The sequence below is a fragment of the Micromonospora sp. MP36 genome (assembly GCF_008119785.1).
In the GTDB taxonomy this organism is placed as follows: domain Bacteria; phylum Actinomycetota; class Actinomycetes; order Mycobacteriales; family Micromonosporaceae; genus Micromonospora.
Genome location: NZ_VSFA01000038.1, coordinates 33369 through 49840, shown reverse-complemented (window position 1 = coordinate 49840; position 16472 = coordinate 33369). Strand labels below are relative to the sequence as shown.

At 74.9% G+C, this 16472-nt stretch carries 14 protein-coding genes; 9 read left to right on the top strand and 5 right to left on the bottom strand.

The window, feature by feature from the left end; translation table 11 throughout:
• Both nhaA and FXF52_RS23055 read right to left on the bottom strand, forming a co-directional pair.
• Complete coding sequence (gene nhaA, locus FXF52_RS23060; RefSeq protein ID WP_148799933.1) at positions 1-1311, bottom strand: Na+/H+ antiporter NhaA; 1311 nt, start codon at positions 1309-1311, stop codon at positions 1-3.
• 159 nt (positions 1312-1470) lie between these two features.
• The gene (locus tag FXF52_RS23055) at positions 1471-3333 is read right to left on the bottom strand and encodes a polysaccharide biosynthesis protein (RefSeq protein WP_148799931.1); all 1863 of its coding nucleotides are present in this window, start codon (positions 3331-3333) and stop codon (positions 1471-1473) included.
• 187 nt (positions 3334-3520) lie between these two features.
• Here FXF52_RS23055 and FXF52_RS23050 point away from each other — a divergent pair, with 187 nt between their 5' ends.
• Positions 3521-4981, top strand: coding sequence for a polysaccharide biosynthesis tyrosine autokinase (locus FXF52_RS23050; protein ID WP_148799929.1), 1461 nt, complete (start codon positions 3521-3523; stop codon positions 4979-4981).
• On the opposite strand, the gene FXF52_RS23045 is transcribed toward FXF52_RS23050, so the two are convergent.
• Positions 4962-5516 (bottom strand): low molecular weight phosphatase family protein, encoded by a 555-nt coding sequence (locus FXF52_RS23045; protein ID WP_148799927.1) that lies wholly within the window; start codon positions 5514-5516, stop codon positions 4962-4964. The genes FXF52_RS23050 and FXF52_RS23045 overlap by 20 nt on opposite strands.
• A gap of 144 nt (positions 5517-5660) precedes the next feature.
• On the opposite strand from FXF52_RS23045, the gene FXF52_RS23040 reads away from it, so the two are divergent.
• The 8 genes from FXF52_RS23040 to FXF52_RS23005 all read left to right on the top strand — a co-directional run bounded on the left by FXF52_RS23040 (position 5661) and on the right by FXF52_RS23005 (position 14428).
• Positions 5661-6887 carry a glycosyltransferase family 4 protein gene (locus tag FXF52_RS23040; protein ID WP_148799925.1) on the top strand — a complete coding sequence of 409 codons (1227 nt, stop codon included), beginning with the start codon at positions 5661-5663 and terminating at the stop codon, positions 6885-6887.
• A gap of 126 nt (positions 6888-7013) precedes the next feature.
• Positions 7014-8795, top strand: coding sequence for a DUF4012 domain-containing protein (locus FXF52_RS23035; RefSeq protein ID WP_255472238.1), 1782 nt, complete (start codon positions 7014-7016; stop codon positions 8793-8795).
• A gap of 15 nt (positions 8796-8810) precedes the next feature.
• Complete coding sequence (locus FXF52_RS23030) at positions 8811-9440, top strand: hypothetical protein (protein ID WP_148799921.1); 630 nt, start codon at positions 8811-8813, stop codon at positions 9438-9440.
• Positions 9441-9562: 122 nt separating this feature from the next.
• Complete coding sequence (locus FXF52_RS23025) at positions 9563-9982, top strand: protein-tyrosine phosphatase family protein (RefSeq protein ID WP_148799918.1); 420 nt, start codon at positions 9563-9565, stop codon at positions 9980-9982.
• Between the two features lie 168 nt (positions 9983-10150).
• On the top strand, positions 10151-11434 hold the full coding sequence (locus tag FXF52_RS23020; protein WP_148799916.1) for a D-alanyl-D-alanine carboxypeptidase family protein: 1284 nt from the start codon (positions 10151-10153) through the stop codon (positions 11432-11434).
• A gap of 63 nt (positions 11435-11497) precedes the next feature.
• Entirely contained in the window at positions 11498-13258 is a 1761-nt protein-coding gene (locus tag FXF52_RS23015; protein WP_148799914.1) for a lysylphosphatidylglycerol synthase domain-containing protein, read from the top strand.
• Between the two features lie 10 nt (positions 13259-13268).
• The gene (locus FXF52_RS44130; RefSeq protein WP_148799912.1) at positions 13269-13700 is read left to right on the top strand and encodes a hypothetical protein; all 432 of its coding nucleotides are present in this window, start codon (positions 13269-13271) and stop codon (positions 13698-13700) included.
• Positions 13697-14428 carry a polysaccharide deacetylase family protein gene (locus FXF52_RS23005; protein ID WP_148799910.1) on the top strand — a complete coding sequence of 244 codons (732 nt, stop codon included), beginning with the start codon at positions 13697-13699 and terminating at the stop codon, positions 14426-14428. The genes FXF52_RS44130 and FXF52_RS23005 overlap by 4 nt, the downstream gene beginning before the upstream one ends.
• A gap of 66 nt (positions 14429-14494) precedes the next feature.
• On the opposite strand, the gene FXF52_RS23000 is transcribed toward FXF52_RS23005, so the two are convergent.
• Together FXF52_RS23000 and FXF52_RS22995 are read right to left on the bottom strand one after the other, a co-directional pair.
• Complete coding sequence (locus FXF52_RS23000) at positions 14495-15577, bottom strand: cell wall metabolism sensor histidine kinase WalK (protein ID WP_148799908.1); 1083 nt, start codon at positions 15575-15577, stop codon at positions 14495-14497.
• A complete protein-coding gene (locus FXF52_RS22995) occupies positions 15558-16211 on the bottom strand; it encodes a response regulator transcription factor (RefSeq protein ID WP_255472236.1) in 654 nt (217 codons plus the stop codon). Before FXF52_RS22995 ends, FXF52_RS23000 begins: the two co-directional genes overlap by 20 nt.
• Between the last annotated feature and the right edge of the window lie 261 nt (positions 16212-16472).

The window sequence follows — 16472 nt, the reverse complement described above, 5'->3', positions numbered from 1 at the left end:
CTAGGCGGCCCCCTCCTGATAGACGTCCGGGATGCCGTCGCCGTCGGCGTCCCGGCTCTCCCGCTCCGAGATCCGCCGGTACGCCCGGTTGCGGCGCAGCAGCACCGTCGAGGCCAGCACGGCCGCGACCAGCGAGCCGAGCAGCACGGCCACCTTCACCCGGTCGTACTCCGGGCTGCCGGCGCCGAAGGCCAGCTCGCCGATGAGCAGCGAGACGGTGAAGCCGATGCCGGCCAGCAGCGCCAGCCCGAGCAGGTCCGCCCAGGTGATCTCCTCGTCGAGTTCGGCGCGGGTGAACCGGGCGAGCAGGAACGTCGAGCCGAACACGCCGATGGCCTTGCCGAGCACCAGACCGGCGGCCACCCCGAGCACGACCGGGTCGGTCAGCACCGCGCCCAGATCGACGTCGACCAGCGACACGCCGGCCGCGAAGAACGCGAAGACCGGCACCGCCAGGCCCGCCGAGACCGGCCGCCATTTGTGCTCCAGCCGTTCGGCCAGTCCCGGCCCGCCGGCCCGGGAGGGCAGCACGGGCACGGTGAAGCCGAGCAGCACCCCGGCCACCGTGGCGTGCACCCCGGAGGAGTGCACCAGGGCCCAGGCGAGCACGGCCAGCGGGACGAGCGCCCACCACCAGGTCCGCCGCCGCTGCACCAGCAGCGCGAAGACGGCGATCGGCGCCAGCGCCGCGAGCAGCGGCACGGGGTGGAAGTCGGCGGTGTAGAAGACGGCGATGATGATGATCGCGAAGAGGTCGTCGACCACCGCGAGGGTGAGCAGGAAGGCGCGCAGCCCCTGTGGCAGGTGCGAGCTGACCACCGCCAGCACGGCGAGGGCGAAGGCGATGTCGGTGGCGGTCGGGATGGCCCAGCCGCGCAGCCCCGTCCCGCCGGTGGCGAGGACCACTCCGACGTAGCAGAGGGCGGGCAGCAGCATGCCCCCCATGGCGGCGATCACCGGCACGGCCGCCCGCCGGGGATCGCGCAGGTCCCCGGCCACGAACTCGCGCTTGAGCTCCAGACCCACGACGAAGAAGAAGATCGCCAGCAGGCCGTCCGCGGCCCACGCGGCGAGGCTGAGATCCAGGTGCGGCGCCGCGCCGCCGGGCCAGGGCACCCAGCGGCCGAGTTCCGCGTACGCGGACCGCCAGGGCGAGTTGGCCCAGATCAGCGCGATCACGGCACCCAGCAGCAGCAGCCCGCCGCCCACCGTCTCGGTACGCAGCATGTCGGCCAGGAAGCGCGCTTCCGGCCAGGAGCGGCGGGAGAGAAGGCGTTCGGGCAGGCGGCGGTGCGGGGTGCGATTGGTCATGCGATGTCCGACTCCGGCTCGTCGATCGGCAGGGAACTCGCCGACCAGACTTCCCGGCACACCGCTGTCGACCCTATCCGGACCGCGCCGGCGGTGCCGATCCGGGCTGGTGGGACGCTTCTCTCACCCGTTGGCCGGAAGCGTCCCACCGCCGGCGGCTCAGCGCTGCCCGGGCAGCACCGGCAGCGACACGCCGACGTGCTCGCAGCGCGCCGCCAGCCGCTTGATCAACTCGTCCGGGTCGGCGTACGGGTCCAGCCCGCGCACCTCCTCGGGGGCGAGCGCCGGCACCCGTACGTGCGAGATGAGCGGGTGCAGCGGCCGGCTGTCCGCCTCGTCGACGCCGAACAGGTGCTCGTGCAGCTTCTCGCCCGGCCGCAGACCGGTGTAGACGATGTCGACCGGGTGGTCCGCCTCGGCGGCGAGCCGGCGGGCCACGTCGGCAATGCGTACCGGCTCGCCCATGTCGAGCACCAGCGCCTCCCCGCCACGGCCGATGGCGGCCGCCTGGAGCACCAGATGCACGGCCTCCTGCACGGTCATGAAGTAGCGGGTCACGTCCGGGTGCGTGACGGTGATCGGCACCCCGGCCCTGATCTGCGCCTGGAACGCGGTCAGCACCGAGCCCCGGCTGCTGAGCACGTTGCCGAAGCGGACGCTCAGGTACGCCCCGCCGAGCTGGTCGGCGAAGTGAGCGGTGAGCCGCTCGGTGATCCGCTTCGAGTAGCCGAGCACGCTGGTCGGGTTGGCCGCCTTGTCGGTGGAGATGTTGACGAACTCGGCGACGTCCCGGCACGCCTCGAGGACGTTGAGGGTGCCCCAGACGTTGGTCTTGATCGCCTCCCCGGGGTGCCGCTGGAGCATGGTGAGGTGCTTCAGGGCCGCCGCGTGGAAGACCACGTCCGGCTGCCGGTCGGCGATGATCCGGGCGATGCCCTCCGCGTCGCGGATGTCGGCCAGGATCAGCTCCGGGCCGTCCAGCAGCGCCCGCCCGTACAGGGACATCTGCAGGGCGTGCAGGGCCGACTCGTCTCGGTCCAGCATCATCAGCTCGCCCGGCTCGGAGCGGGCGATCTGCCGGCACAGCTCGGAGCCGATGGAGCCGCCGGCGCCGGTGACCAGGACCCGACGCCCGGCCAGGCCGCTGCGTTCCACGGTCAGCTCGGCCACCCGCTGGGCCCGCCCGAGCAGGTCGGTGAGCTGCATGTCCCGGACGTCGGTGACGGCGACCGGGCGGTCGAGCAGTTCGCGGACCGGGGGGAGCACCTTGAACGCGGCGCCGGCCTGGAGCGTGCGGGCGCGTACGTCCCGCAGCAGCGCCGCGTCCGAGCCGCTCATCGAGAAGATCACCGTGCCGGCCCGGGTCGCCGTCACCGCCGCGGCGATCTGCTCCCGGCCGCCCAGCACCCGCAGCCCGTCCAGGCGCAGCCCCCGGTTGGCGGGGTCGTCGTCGAGCAGGCCGACCGGCCGATACCGGCCCTGGGAGTCGCTCAGGAGCACCCGGACCAGGCGCTCACTGGCCGCGTCCACGCCGTAGACGAGGCACCGCTCGGCGGTGCGGACCGGCTGGCGGTGCCGTTCCTGCCGGGCCCGCCAGGCGGCGCGGCCGGCGGCCATCAGCACCAGGGCGACCGCGCCGCCGAGCAGCGGGGTGGTGGCCGGCGCCGGCCGCTCCGTCCACGGCGGCAGCAGCAGGCAGGCCAGCGTGGCCAGGACGGCGATCGCGGCCCGGCCGGCCAGCCCGCGGGCGTCTCCGGCGCTGCCGATCGGGTGCCGCCCGTACATCCGGAAGCGCAGCAGGGTGAGCACCGCGTACAGCGCGGCGCAGCCGAGCGCGACGGCCAGCACCCGTACGCCGCCGACGGCGGTCAGCTCGAACTCGTAACGGGTCCAGGCCGCGCCGAGAAATCCGCCGCACCACGCGGCGGTGTCCAGCGTTAACAGAGACAGGGTGGCCGCACGGCGGGTCACCCTGTCGCGGGGCCGGGCGGCGTCTCCGGCGGCGGTTGCTTCGCGATCCATCATTGTCCTCTGCGTCCGAACCGGGAATGGAAGGATTTAGACCGTATGTGCGCTTCTAATCGTTTACATTCGTCCAGTCGCTTACTGTGATGTATAGGCGCTTTCGATCCTGGCACGGCTACTGGGTGTTTTAGGGGGCTTTCGTGCAGTTTCATCGGCTGATCGGCGTGTCGCGAGGGGGAGGGTGATGGACGTTCTCAGCTACCTGCGCCTGGTCCGACGCCACTGGTGGATCGTCCTGATCACCGTGATGGTCGCCCTGGCGGCGGCCGCCGTGATCACGGTCCGGACGCCGCCCAGCTATCAGGGCTCGGTGACCTTCTTCGTCACCACACCCAGCCAGGGGGTCACCGACGCCTATCAGGGCGGCCTCTTCCTCCAGCAACGGGTGAAGTCCTACGCCGACCTGCTGACCAGCGACCGACTGGCGCAGAGCGTGGTGGCGGAGAGCCCGCTCGGGCTCACCGCCGACCAGGTGCAGCGCCGGATCAGCACCTCCACCGAGGCCGGCACGGTGTTGCTGAAGGCCACCTTCACCGACACCGACCAGACCCGGGCGTTGAAGACCACCGAGGCACTCTCCGCCAGGTTCGTCGACCTGGTGCAGAAGGTGGAGACGCCGCCGGACGGCAAGTCACCGCCGGTCAAGCTGGAGGTGGTGAGTGGCCCCCGGGTGACCTCCACTCCGATCGCGCCGCAGCCGGTGCGCAACCTGGTCATCGGCGGGCTGCTGGGCCTGCTGCTCGGCGCGGGGCTGGCCGTGCTGCGGGGCGTGGCCGACGTGCGGATGCGGGACGGGGCCGCGCTCCAGCGGGTGACCGGCAGCCCACTGCTCGGCGAGATCCCGTTCGAGTCCAACGCCAAGGCGGCCCCGCTGATCGTCGGCGAGGCGGCCAACTCGCCCCGCGCCGAGGCGGTCCGCAAGCTCCGCACAAACCTGCGCTTCGTGGACGTGCACGAGCCGGCCCGGGTCATCGCGGTCACCAGCGCCCTGCAGGGCGAGGGGAAGACCACCATGGCGTGCAACACGGCCATCGCGTTGGCCGAGGCGGGCTGGCGCGTACTGCTCATCGACGCCGACCTGCGCCGGCCCAAGGTCGCCGACTACCTCGGGGTCGACGGCGGGGTGGGCCTCACCGACGTGCTGGTGGGCGACGTCCAGGTGGGCGACGTGGTGCAGCGGTGGGGCGACAAGTCGCTGCTCGTGCTCCCCAGCGGTGCCACCCCGCCCAACCCGAGCGAGTTGCTCGGCTCGAAGGCGATGGCGGACCTGCTGGTCGCGCTGCGGGAGTCGGCCGACATCGTGGTCATCGACACAGCGCCGCTGCTCGCCGTCACCGACGGCGTGGTGGTGGCCGTGCAATCGGACGGTGCGTTGCTGGTCACCCAGCAGGGGCGGACCTCGCGCAGCCAGGTGGCCGCCGCGGCCCGGGCGCTGCACTCCGTGTCGGTGCGCCTGCTCGGCTGTGTGCTGAACATGGCCAAGGTGGCCCGGGCGGACGCCTACCAGTACGAGGCGTACAAGGTCGTCGTACCGCCGGCCGGGCCGTCCGTGCCCACCGACCGGGCGGGTGTCACCCGGCGCGGCGCGCACGGGGCGCCGCCGCCGGCGGACCGTACCCAGGAACTCACCCGGCTGTCCGGATGAGTGCCAGCACGGGTCGGATCGACCGCTCGATCTCCTCGGCGCAGCGCCGGAAGTCGACGGGCGAGCCGCCGATCGGGTCGCGCAGGTCGTCCGCGTCGGGGGTGGCGGGCTGCAGCCGCCCCCGGGCGCGGGCGGCCGCCGCCACCGCCGCACGGATCGTGGATCCGCCGCGCGTGGCGGGGACCTCGGCCGCGGCGGCCAGCCGGGCGAACTGGCGCAGCGTGAAGGTCCGGTGCAGCGCGGCCGGGGCCAGCGCCGTGCAGACGGAACGCTGGCGGCGGGTGGCGGCCAGCACCAGGGTGGCCCCGGTCAGATGCTCCGGGCGCAACCGCCGGGCGCGGAACGCCGCCGGATCCGCGCCGGTCCCGGCCGCGACCGCGACGGCGTACGGATGCATGGGCGCCCCGTCGACCGCGTCGATGCCCGCGCTGGCCACGGTGACCGGGACATCGCGGAGCAGCCGCCGGGCGAGGAACTCGGCCATCGGGGACCGGCACATGTTGGCGTGGCACACGAACAGCACCCGGTCGACCATCGGCACCCCTCTCGTCGGCACGGTCGCGCGGCGGATCGCCGCGACGGCAGGGTTCGGGCGGTCGCGGCCGGACGCAGAGGGGATGCGTGCATGGTATGGGGTGCGCCTGGTCGGGTGGGGCGATAACGCACGGGGAGCACAGCCATGAAGATCGGCATCCTGTCGTACCACTTCCCGCCGGAGCCGGCGTTCATCCCGGGCAGCCTCGCCGAGGAACTGGCCGCCCGGGGTCACGAGGTGCGCGTGCTCACCGGCTTCCCGGACTACCCGGGTGGCCACGTCTATCCCGGCTGGCGGCAGCGGTGGCGGCACCAGACGCACAGCGAGCGGCTGACCGTCCGCCGGGTGCCCCGGTACACCGGCGGCGACGGATCGGCCAGGGCGCGAATGGCCAGCTGGCTCTCGTTCGCCGGCAGCGTGGCGCTGACCGGCCGCCGCTACCTCGGTGACGTCGACGCCCTGTACGTCTTCCAACTGCCGGCGGTCACCTTCGCCGCCGCCGCCCTGGTGCGGCTGCTCGGTCGGGTACCGACCGTGCTGCATGTGCAGGACGTCTGGCCGGAGGACGAACCGTCCCAGCCGGACGAGGGCCGCCGGTGGTCCGGGCGGCTCGGGGCCACCCTGCGCCGGATCTACCAGGAGGCCGGCGGCATCGCCGTCACCGCGCCGTCCATGCGGGACCTGGTCGTCGCCGGCGGTGCCGACCCGGACCGGGTGGGGGTGGTGCTCAACTGGACCGACGAACGGGTCTTCCGGCCGACCGAGCCCAGCGCGGCCGCCCGGCAGCTGATCCGCCGCGACGGCCGGTGCGTGGTGATGCACGCGGGGACGATCGGCGTACGGCAGGGCCTGGAAACCGCGGTGCGCGCGGCGGCCGCGCTGGGCGACCGGATGGATCTGGTCCTGGTCGGCTCCGGAGCGGAGGAGCGGCGGGTGCGGGGGCTCGCCGCCGAGCTGCGGGCGGACAACGTGCGCTTCGTGGAACGACGCTCGCCCTTGGACATGCCGGCGCTGTACGCGGCGGCCGACTACCAGCTCGTCATGCTGCGCGACCTGCCCGAGCTGCACGGGATGGTGCCGGGCAAGCTCCAGGCCGCCCTCTCCTGCGCGTCGCCGGTGGTGGCCTCCGCCGGCGGCGACACGGTGGCGCTCGTGGAGCGGGCCCGGGCCGGGTTGTCCTGCCCGCCGGAGGACTGGGCCGCGCTGGCGGACCGGTTCTGGCTGGCGTCGACGATCCCGCCGACCGCGCGGGTGGACATGGGCCGCCGGGGGCGGGACGCCTACCTGCGGGAGATGTCGTTGCGGGCCGGCGTCGACCGGATCGAGCAGATGCTCCACGACGTCTCGGTGTCGGCGCGCGTACGCCGCTAGGGCGAGCCGCTATCGCAAAGCAGGACGCGCCGCAGCAAAGCGCCTGATAACGCCCTGATCGAGTTTCCCTTTGTGGTAGAAAGCGATCTATCGACAAGTCTGTCCGGTTCGGCCTGGAGGAATGGCGTGGCGGAGAGCGGTGTGTCGCGTCGCCGGCGAAGGTCTCGCCGGCGGAACCGGGCCCGGGTCCGGCGCGTCCTGCTCATCGGGCTGGTGGTCGTCTCGCTGGTGTTGACGGCCGGTGGCTGGGTCGGCTTCCGGGGTTGGCAGGCCCGCGCCCACCTGCTCAACGCGGCGGGGCTGGCCAAGGAGCTCAGCTCCCAGGTGGTGGGCGGCGACGCCGGCCGGGCCCAGCGGACCCTCGCCGCGCTCCAGGAGCAGGCCGCCGCCGCCCGGAGCGCCACGGGTGACCCGGGCTGGTGGCTCGGCCAGCAGACGCCGTACGCCGGGAACAACCTTGCCGCCGTGCGCCGGATCGCGGTGGCGGTGGACGACCTCGCGCGACTCGCCTTCCCGACCCTGCTCCGGATCGACCTCGCCTCGCTGGTACCCAAGGAAGGGCGACTCGACCTGGGCCGGCTGCGCACCGTCTCCGGGGAGGTGTCCGCGGCGGATCGAGCGGTCCGGGAGACGAACGAGCGGCTGCGAGCGGTGCCGACGGGCGACCTCGTCGGGCAGGTGCGCGACGCGTTGACCGGGCTGCGTGGCGAACTCGACCGGCTCGCCGGCCTGACCGCCGCCGCGGACCAGGGCGCCCGGCTGCTGCCGCCGCTGCTCGGCGCCGACGGTCCCCGTCGCTACCTGCTGGTGTCACAGAATCCGGCGGAGTTGCGGGCCACCGGCGGCATGTTCGGCGCGTACGCGGTGATCAGCGCCGACGGCGGCAAGATCCGGATGACCGGGCAGGGCGCGTCCGCCAGCATGCAGTACTTCGACCCGCCGTTGCGGGTGGATGCGGAGATGCGCCGGCTCTGGAACGACCTGCCGGGGACCTTTCCGGCGGACGTCAACCTCAGTCCCGACTTCCCGACCGCGGCGGCGCTCTACCGCGAGATGGTCCGTCGGCGCACCGGGACGACGGTGGACGGAGTGCTGGCGGTGGATCCGGTGGTGCTGTCGTACCTGCTCGGCGTCATCGGGCCGGTGGCCGTGCCCGGCCGCCCGTCCCTGGCGGCGAAGACGGTGGTCCGGACGCTGCTGAGCGACTCCTACCGGGACCTGGACGTCAAGGCCCAGGACGCCTATTACGCGCAGGCGGCCTCGGCCGTGTTCGACTCGCTCTTCACCAAGACGGTCAACCCGCGGGAAGTTTTGACCGTTTTCGCCCGTTCTATTACTGAACGCCGGATATTATTCTGGAGTGTTCATCCCGAGGAGCAGCGCGTCCTGGGCGACAGCCCGTTGACCGGGCGGCTCCCCGAGCAGGACACCGTGCCCACGGTCGGCGTCTTTCTCAACGACGGCAGCGGCGCGAAGCTCGGCTATTACCTGCGGTTCTCGGCAAACCTGACGGTCGGCGACTGCCAGCCCGACGGGCGCCGAGAGCTCCGGCTGCGCGTCACGGTGCACTCCACCGCGCCGCGGTCGGGCCTGGACAAGTCGGTCACCGGCGCCGCCCTCGCCGGCGACCCGTACACGGCCCGCACCTTCGTGTCGGTCTACAGCCCGACCGGCGGGGCGGTCCTCGGCGGCCGGCTCGACGGGCGGGACACCGCGATGGGCAGCGGTACCGACCGCCGCCGCCAGGTCACCGTGGCCAACGTCGAGGTCAAGCCGGGCCGGACCCGGACGCTCGACGTCACGCTGCTCACCGGGCAGACCGGCGCCGGCAGGGCCGAGCTGGTACTCACGCCCACCGTCACCCCATGGACCACCCAAGTTGCAACCGCACCAAGCTGTGACCAGTAGTAGGAGGGAATCCACATGCGGCTATCCCGCATCATCATGGCGCTCACGGTCGGCGTGGCCGTGGCGGCCGCGCCGACCGCGGCCGGGGCGGCGCAGCCGCAGCCACCGGTCTACCCGCCGCCCGTCGCCGCGCTGACGGTCGGCCCCACCACCATCAGACTCGGCGAGACCTTCACCCTCCGGGGCCGGGGCTTCGCCGACGGCGAGCGGGTGGCGATCCACGTCTCCATCTCGGGGGTGCCGGCCGCCGCTCCCGCCCAGGGCGCGGCCCGGCGCAGCGACGGCACCACCGTGGCGATGGCAAACGTGTCCTACGCGCAGGCGCAGCCGCAGCCGGCGCCGGTGGACTTCGACGTGACCGCCGACGGCGACGGCAACTTCACGGTCACCTACCGGCCGACCCGGCCGGGGCGGTACACCTTCACCGCCACGGGTGCCTCCGGCCGGACCGCCACCGCCACCGGCATCGTGCTCCCGCCGCGGCCGACCGGGCCGCCGCACGGTGGCGGCAACCTGCCGGTGACCGGTTCCAGCGTCAGCACTCCGATGAAGCTCGGCGGCGGCCTCGCCGGCGCGGGTGTCGTCCTGCTGCTGCTCTCCCTGGCCTGGCGTCGTCGCGGCCGCTTCGGGATGGGCTCGCGCTGACCGAGGCGCGCCGGGCAGGACCCGGACCGCGAGGGGTGCCCGCCGGACCACGTCCGGCGGGCACCCTCGTGCACGGGGCCCGGCGGCCGCCGGTGCCGGGCGGCAACCGGCACAATGACCGGATGGACGCGGGCGAGCACTGGACCGATCGCGCCGGGCTGGTCGTGCTGCCCGGCGGCGCCACCGTACGCGGCCGCCGGATCGGCGCGCCGGCCTCGCCGGCCGACTTCGCCGTGCTGCTGGCCGCCGGCCCGACCCCGCCCTGGCCGCACCGGTGGGTCCGCTGGCCCGACTTCTGGGTGCCGCTCGACTCCGCCGACGCGCGGGAGGCGCTGCGGGAGGCATGGCGCCGGGCGTACGCGGGGGAGCGGGTGGAGGTCGCCTGCCGGGGCGGGGTCGGCCGCACCGGCACCGCGCTGGCCGCGCTCGCCGTCCTCGACGGGCTCGCCCCCGAGCAGGCGGTGGCGTGGGTACGCGCACACCACCACCCGCGCGCGGTCGAGACCCCGTGGCAGCGGTGGTGGCTGCGCCGGCTGCCCTGAGCCGGCGCGGTCAACGGTTCACGTAGGCGCGCAGGTGGCGGGCGGTGAGCTGTCCCGCGCCCGGGGCGGGCTTGGCCGGTTACCCCGCGCGACCGGCGGCTGGACGCGGCGTGGCGGACCCGGCCGGGTGTCACCGCGACGCGATCTTGCGGGTTAGTCTCCCTGGTCATGAGAGCTCGGGCCCTGGCCGCCTGCACCGCCGCCGCCCTCCTGGGCACCGGGACGGCCGTCCCCGCCGCGCCGGCCGCGCACGCCGCGCCGACGAGACAGGGCGCAGCCCCGGCACCCGTGCCCTGCCCGAAGGCGCCGGCCCCGAAGGCGTCCCGCCCGCCCCGACCGGTGCCCCCGCCGAACGTGCCGGCGGACCGGGTGGTGGGTGGTGAGCGGCTGGACACGCCCGGGTTGGTCGTGCCCGACGGGGCACCCGCGCCGCCGGCGGTCACCGCCACCTCCTGGCTGGTCGCCGACCTGGACACCGGCGCGGTGCTGGGCGCCTGCGGGCCGCACGAGTACGGCACCCCGGCCAGCACCCAGAAGCTGCTGCTCGCGGCCACCATGCTGCCGAAGCTCGACCCGAAGCAGGTGGTCACCGTGACCCGGGACGACCTGAAGATCGAGCCGGGCAGTTCCGCCGTCGGCCTGCTCGTCGGCGGGAAGTACCCCGTCGAGACGGTGTGGCTCGGGTTGCTGCTCAACTCCGGCAACGAGGCCGCCAATGTGCTGGCCCGGCTCGGCGGTGGCGCGGACGGCGTACCGGGCGGGGTGCGCGCGATGAACGAGGAGGCGCACCGGCTCGGTGCCCGGCAGACGCACGCCGTCACCCCGTCCGGGCTGGACGGCAAGGGACAGTTCACCAGCGCGTACGACCTGGCGCTCATCGCGCGGGCCTGCTTCGCCAACCCGCTGTTCCGCCGGTACGCGCTCACCGAGCGCACCCAGATCCCGGCCCAGCCGGCCCTGAAGAAGGGCGGCTTCCAGATCCAGAACGAGAACCAGCTCATCTACCGCTACCCGGGCGCCCTCGGCGGCAAGACCGGCTTCACCGAGCTGGCCCGGCACAGCTACGTGGGCGCCGCCGAGCGCGGCGGCCGGCGGCTCGTGGTCACCCTGCTCGGCGCCGAGGCCCGCCCGGTACGCGGCTGGCAGCAGGGGGCCCAGCTGCTCGACTGGGGATTCGCCCAGCCCCGGGACGCGTCGGTCGGCCGGCTGGTCGAGCCCGGCGAGCTGGCCGAGGCGGAGGCGGCCCCGAGCGGCTCCCCGGCCCCGTCGCCCACGGTCACGCCGGCGCCCTGGCGAGGGCCGGCCGGTAACGCGCTGGCGCGGATGGCCGACGGTGACTGGCAGGTCATCGTGCCGGTCGCCGGCGTCCTCGCCCTGGCCGTCGGCGGTGTGGTGGCCGCGCTGGTCGCCCGCCGGGGCCGGTCCCGCCGGGTCGGCCGCCGCCGCGCCTGACCCGGCGGACGGATCGGCGCCGTTGTCGCCCGACCCGCGCCGGCCGGGTCCTATGGTCGGAGCATGCGGGACAGCGGCGGGGCCGGCGCCGCCGCGCGGGTCCGCCAACTCCTCGCCGACCAGGGTGTCCCGGTGCGTGCCCTCGGGCCGCTGCCGAGCGACCGTCGCGGCTCCCGCCCCTGGCGGGTCAGCACCGGCGACGGGCGCTGCCTCTTCGTCAAGCTGACCGCCGGCCGGCAGCGGGACGCGGGACGCCTGCGCCGGTGGTACCGGAGGCTGCGTTACCGCCACCTCCCCGACGGTCCCCCGTACGGCACGGCGGTGCGGAAGGCCGAGCACGAGGCGGAGCTGCTCCGGCGCGCCGCGCGGGCCGGGGTGCGGGTGCCGAGGCTGCTGGACGTGACCACCGACCCGGCCGGGGAGGGCCTGCTGGTCGAGGAGTTCGCGCCCGGACGTCCGCTGGACACCCTCCGCCCCGGCGAGCTGGGTGCGGACGCGCTGGCCGACGTCTGGCGGCAGGTGGCGCTGCTGCACCGGGCCGGGCTGGCCCACCAGGACCTGCGCGGCGGCTGCGTGCTGGTGACCGACACCGAGGCGCGACTGGTCGGGCTGGCCGCCGCCGTCGACCGGGCCAGCCCCGAGCAGCGCGCCCGTGACCTGGTCGAGCCGCTGGTCACGCTCGCCGCCCTGGCCGGCGTACGCCCCACCGTCGCGGCCGCGGCCACCCACCTGGGCGCCGACGCGGTGGCCGACTGCCTGCCCTGGCTGCAACCCGCGCTGCTGTCCCGGGCCGGGCGGCACGCGCTGGCCGCCCGGCCCGGCCTGCTCGGCGAGCTCCGCGACGAGATTCTCCACCGCTGCCCGGGCCGCCCCGCCCGGCCGGCCCGGGTGGTCCGGTTCACCGGCCGGGGCATCCTCCTCGTCGTCATGCTCGGCGTCCTGGGCTACCTCGTGTTCGCCCAGACCGGCCAGGTGGCCATGGCCCTGGAGGCGCTGCGCCGCGCGATGCCCTGGGCGGTGGCCGGTGCGCTGCTCGCCGCCGCGGCGACGTACCCGATCAGCGCCCTGGCGCTGCGCCTCGCCGCCCCCGCCCGGATCCCGTTCGGCACCACGGTGGCGGTGCAGGTGGCGTCGGCGTTCGTCAACCGGCTCGCGCCGGGCGCCGTCGGCGGGGTCGCGCTCAGCCTCCGCTACCTGCGTCGGCAGCGCCTGCCGCTGCCGGTCGCGGCCACCGCGATCGCCGTGGACCGGGCCGCGGGCGCGGTCGCCTTCGCGCTGCTGCTGCCCGTCCTGGTGCCGTTCGTCCCGGGCTCCGCGCAGCACCTGGGCAGCGCGGCCGTCGGTCGGGGCCGGATCCTCCTGCTCGTGGTGCTCGCGCTGCTCGCGCTGGCCGTCGTGGCGTTCGGCGTACGCCGGTGGCGGACCCGCGTGCGGCAGGCCCGCCGGCAGGCGCTCGAGGCCCTTCGCCTGCTCGTCCGCAGCGGTCGGATGCTGCGGCTGCTGCCGGTCGGCGTGGCGCTCACCGTGGCCTACGGGGCCGCGCTCTGGCTCGCGTTGCTCGCCGTCGGGCTGCCCTCCGCTCCGGCGCTGATCGCGCCCGTGGTGCTGGTCTCCGCGCTGGGGGAGGGCGTGGCCTCCGTCGCGCCGACCCCCAGCGGACTGGGCGCCACCGAGGCGGCCCTGGTCTCCGGGCTGCTGCTCTACGGGGTGCCGGTGCACACCGCGGTCGCCGGGGTGCTGATCTACCGGCTGGCCACCTTCTGGCTGCCGGTGCTGCCCGGGTACGTGGCACTGCGCATGTTGGTCCGCCGACGCGCCGTCTGAGGGCGGACGCGTGGATGCCGTGGCCCTGGGTATGCGCCGCGACATGGAGAGCGCCGGACGGATTGTGGTGATCTCCGCGGACATCGGCGCCGGCCACGACGCGGCCGCCGCCGAGCTGGCGCGGCGGCTGCGCGGCCGGGGCTTCGTGGTGGACCGGCTGAACTTCCTGGCCGTGCTGCCCCGTCCGGTGCGCTCGGTCTTCCGCGAGGCGTACCGGGGCATCCTGCGGTGGCTGCCGTGGGGGCACGACCGGCTCTTCGCCCCCACCAGCCGGTCCCGCTTGTCCGTTTCGGTGCTCCGCGCGCTGCTCCGGCCGCTCCGGGCCCGAATGCCCGGGAACGACGGAGTCGACGACCGCAGCCACCGCCCGCTGGTCGACTCGCTCGGCGACGCGGTCGCCGTGGTGGCCGCGCTGCTGCAGTCCACCGGCGGTCTCCGGTGAGCGCCGGGCCCGTCGTCCGGGCCGGCTGGGCCGCGGCGGCCGCGCTGCCGGCGTTGCAGGTGGCGCCGGTGGTGACCGCGCTGCCGCCCGTCCGGCGGTGGTTCCTGCCCGGACTGCACGGGGTGGGCCCGCCGGACCGGGTCGCGCTGACCTTCGACGACGGTCCCGACCCGGAGTCGACCCCGCGGTTTCTGGAGGTGCTGGCCGCGCACCGGGTGCGGGCCACCTTCTTCCTGCTCGGCGTGATGCTCCAGCGGGCCCCGGAACTCGGCCGGGAGATCGTCGCCGCCGGCCACGAGGTGGCGGTGCACGGGTGGGCGCATCACAACCTGCTGCTGCGCGGGCCGGCGGCCACCGTACGCGACCTGGCCCGCGCCCACGCGCTGATCGCCGCGGTGACCGGCCAAACGCCCCGGTTCCTGCGCCCGCCGTACGGGGTGCTCACCGGCGCGACCCTGCTGGCGGCGCGCCGGCTGCGGCTGGAGCCGGTGCTGTGGAGCTGCTGGGGCCGGGACTGGACCCGCAAGGCCACCGGCGACAGCGTGTACGACACCGTTCGGGCCGGACTCTCCGGCGGGGGCACGATCCTGCTGCACGACTCCTCGTGCGCCGCCGCGCCGGGCGCCTGGCGGGCCGGGCTGGCCGCCCTGCCGCGGGTGCTGGCGGAGTGCCGCCGCGAGGGCTGGACGGTCGGGCCGCTGGGGGAGCATCGGGACGCGGCGCGGTGATCCTCGCGGGTACCCACCGCCAGGGTGGTCCGGGTCGGTCAACGCCATCCGGTGCTGCACGGCCGGTCAGCCGGAGGCCAGCCGCACCGGGCTCTCGGCGAGTTCCGGCCGGGCGGCCTCCGGCCGGGTCGGGCCGGTGGGTGGCGGTTCCGGCACCCGCAGCCCGACCCGGGCGCCACCGCCCGGCCCGGCGCCGACGGTGACCCGACCGCCGAGCGCCCCGGCGACCGCCCGGACGGTGGCCAACCCGAGACCGGTGCCGGTGGCGGTGGGGCGACCCGGCCGCCCGGCGAGCAGCTCGGGTACGACGTCCGGCGGGATGCCGCTGCCGGAGTCCACCACCTCCACCGTCCACCCGGTGGCGTCCCGGCGGCCGACCAGCGCGATGCGGTCGCCGGGCCCGGTGAACTTCACCGCGTTCTCGATCAGGCAGTCCAGGGCCGCCTCCAGCCGTTCCGGGTTGACCCGGGTCAGCCCGATGGCCGAGCGGCAGGACCAGTCCCGGTCGGCGGTGGGCGCCCAGCGCCGGGCGATCCGGGCCAGCTCGGCGTCCAGGTCGACCCGGCGTACCGGATGCTGCTGCTCCAGCTGCATCAGGGTGACCAGCCGGTGGGTGATGCGGGTGGCCTTGTCCAGCTCGTCGAGGACCACCGCCGTGTCGTCCACCGTGGACGGATCATCATGGGCCGTACGCAGCAGCTCCGTGTAGCCGCGGGCGATGGTCAGCGGGGTGCGCAGCTCGTGCGAGGCGAGGCGGACCAGCAGCTCCTGCCGGTGCGCCCGGTCCCGCTCGGCCTCGCCGAGGCGGCGCATCTGATGCAGCAGCACGTGTCGGCGGTGCACGTGCCAGGCCATCACGATGAAGATCACCGCCATCAGCGGCTCCTCGGCGGTCTCCTCCCAGCGGATCTCGCCGGCGGCCGCGTGGTGGGCCAGGATCACCCCGGTCGTGGTGGTCACCGCGACCAGCGTGGCCACGATCCAGCTCAGCGGCCAGGTGGTGAAGCCGTAGACCAGGGCCAGGCTGATCCAGACCAGGTGGAACGGCACCGTCTCCTGGCCGGGCAGGAACCACATCAACGCCACGTTGACCGCGGCGAAGAGGGCCCAGACTGCGGCCAGGATCCGGTCAGTTGATGGCGTACGCATAGCCCACGCCGCGTACCGTCTCGATCCGGTCGGGGCGGTCCAGCCGGCCGCGCAGCCGCCGGATCGACACGTCGACCACGTTGCTGCCCGGATCGAAGTGCATGCCCCACACGTCGGCCAGCAGCTCCTCCCGGCTGCACGGCCGGCCGGCCCGGCTCATCAGGTGCTGCAACAGCAGGAACTCCCGCAGCGGCAGATCCAGGTGGACCCCGTTGACGGTGGCCCGGCGCCGGTGCAGGTCCAGTTGCACCGGACCGACCCGCAGCCATCGTCCGGCGTCGCCGGCCGGCCGCGCACGCATCCGGGCCCGTACCCGGGCCAGCAACTCGGCCACCGCGAACGGCTTGCCCAGGAAGTCCGCCGCGCCCGCCTCCAGCACCGCGACCCGGGTGCTGATCTCGGGCACCGCGGAGAGCACCAGGACCGGCTGCCCGGGCCGCTGCTCCAGCAGCCGGTCCAGCACCTGGCGGCCGTCCAGCCCGGGCAGCATCAGGTCCAGCACCACGAGGTCGAAGTCGCGGCGCAGCGCCGCGTCCAACCCGGTCGTCCCGGACGCCGCCCGCTCGGTGAGCAGGCCGCCGCCCTCCAGCGCCCGGGTGACCAACCGGCCGATCCGCTCGTCGTCCTCGATCACCAGTACTCGTCCCACCGTGCCCCCACAGCCGTCGGTGACTTTCTGGTGCCCTTATGAAGCGCGCGTCGTGTTCATCTACGCCACGGCCGAACGGAGCGCATTCCTGTCGCCGTTCCGACACAGAACGTCGGCGGCCGGATGACGGTCGGATGACGGCGTCGTCATAAACGGTCGTCGGCGGTCCCGGCCCGCCCATGCTCCTCACACCAGGCCGGCCGCGCACCGCCGCGGCCGGCCTCCGCTGACCGAAGGGGTGAGGGC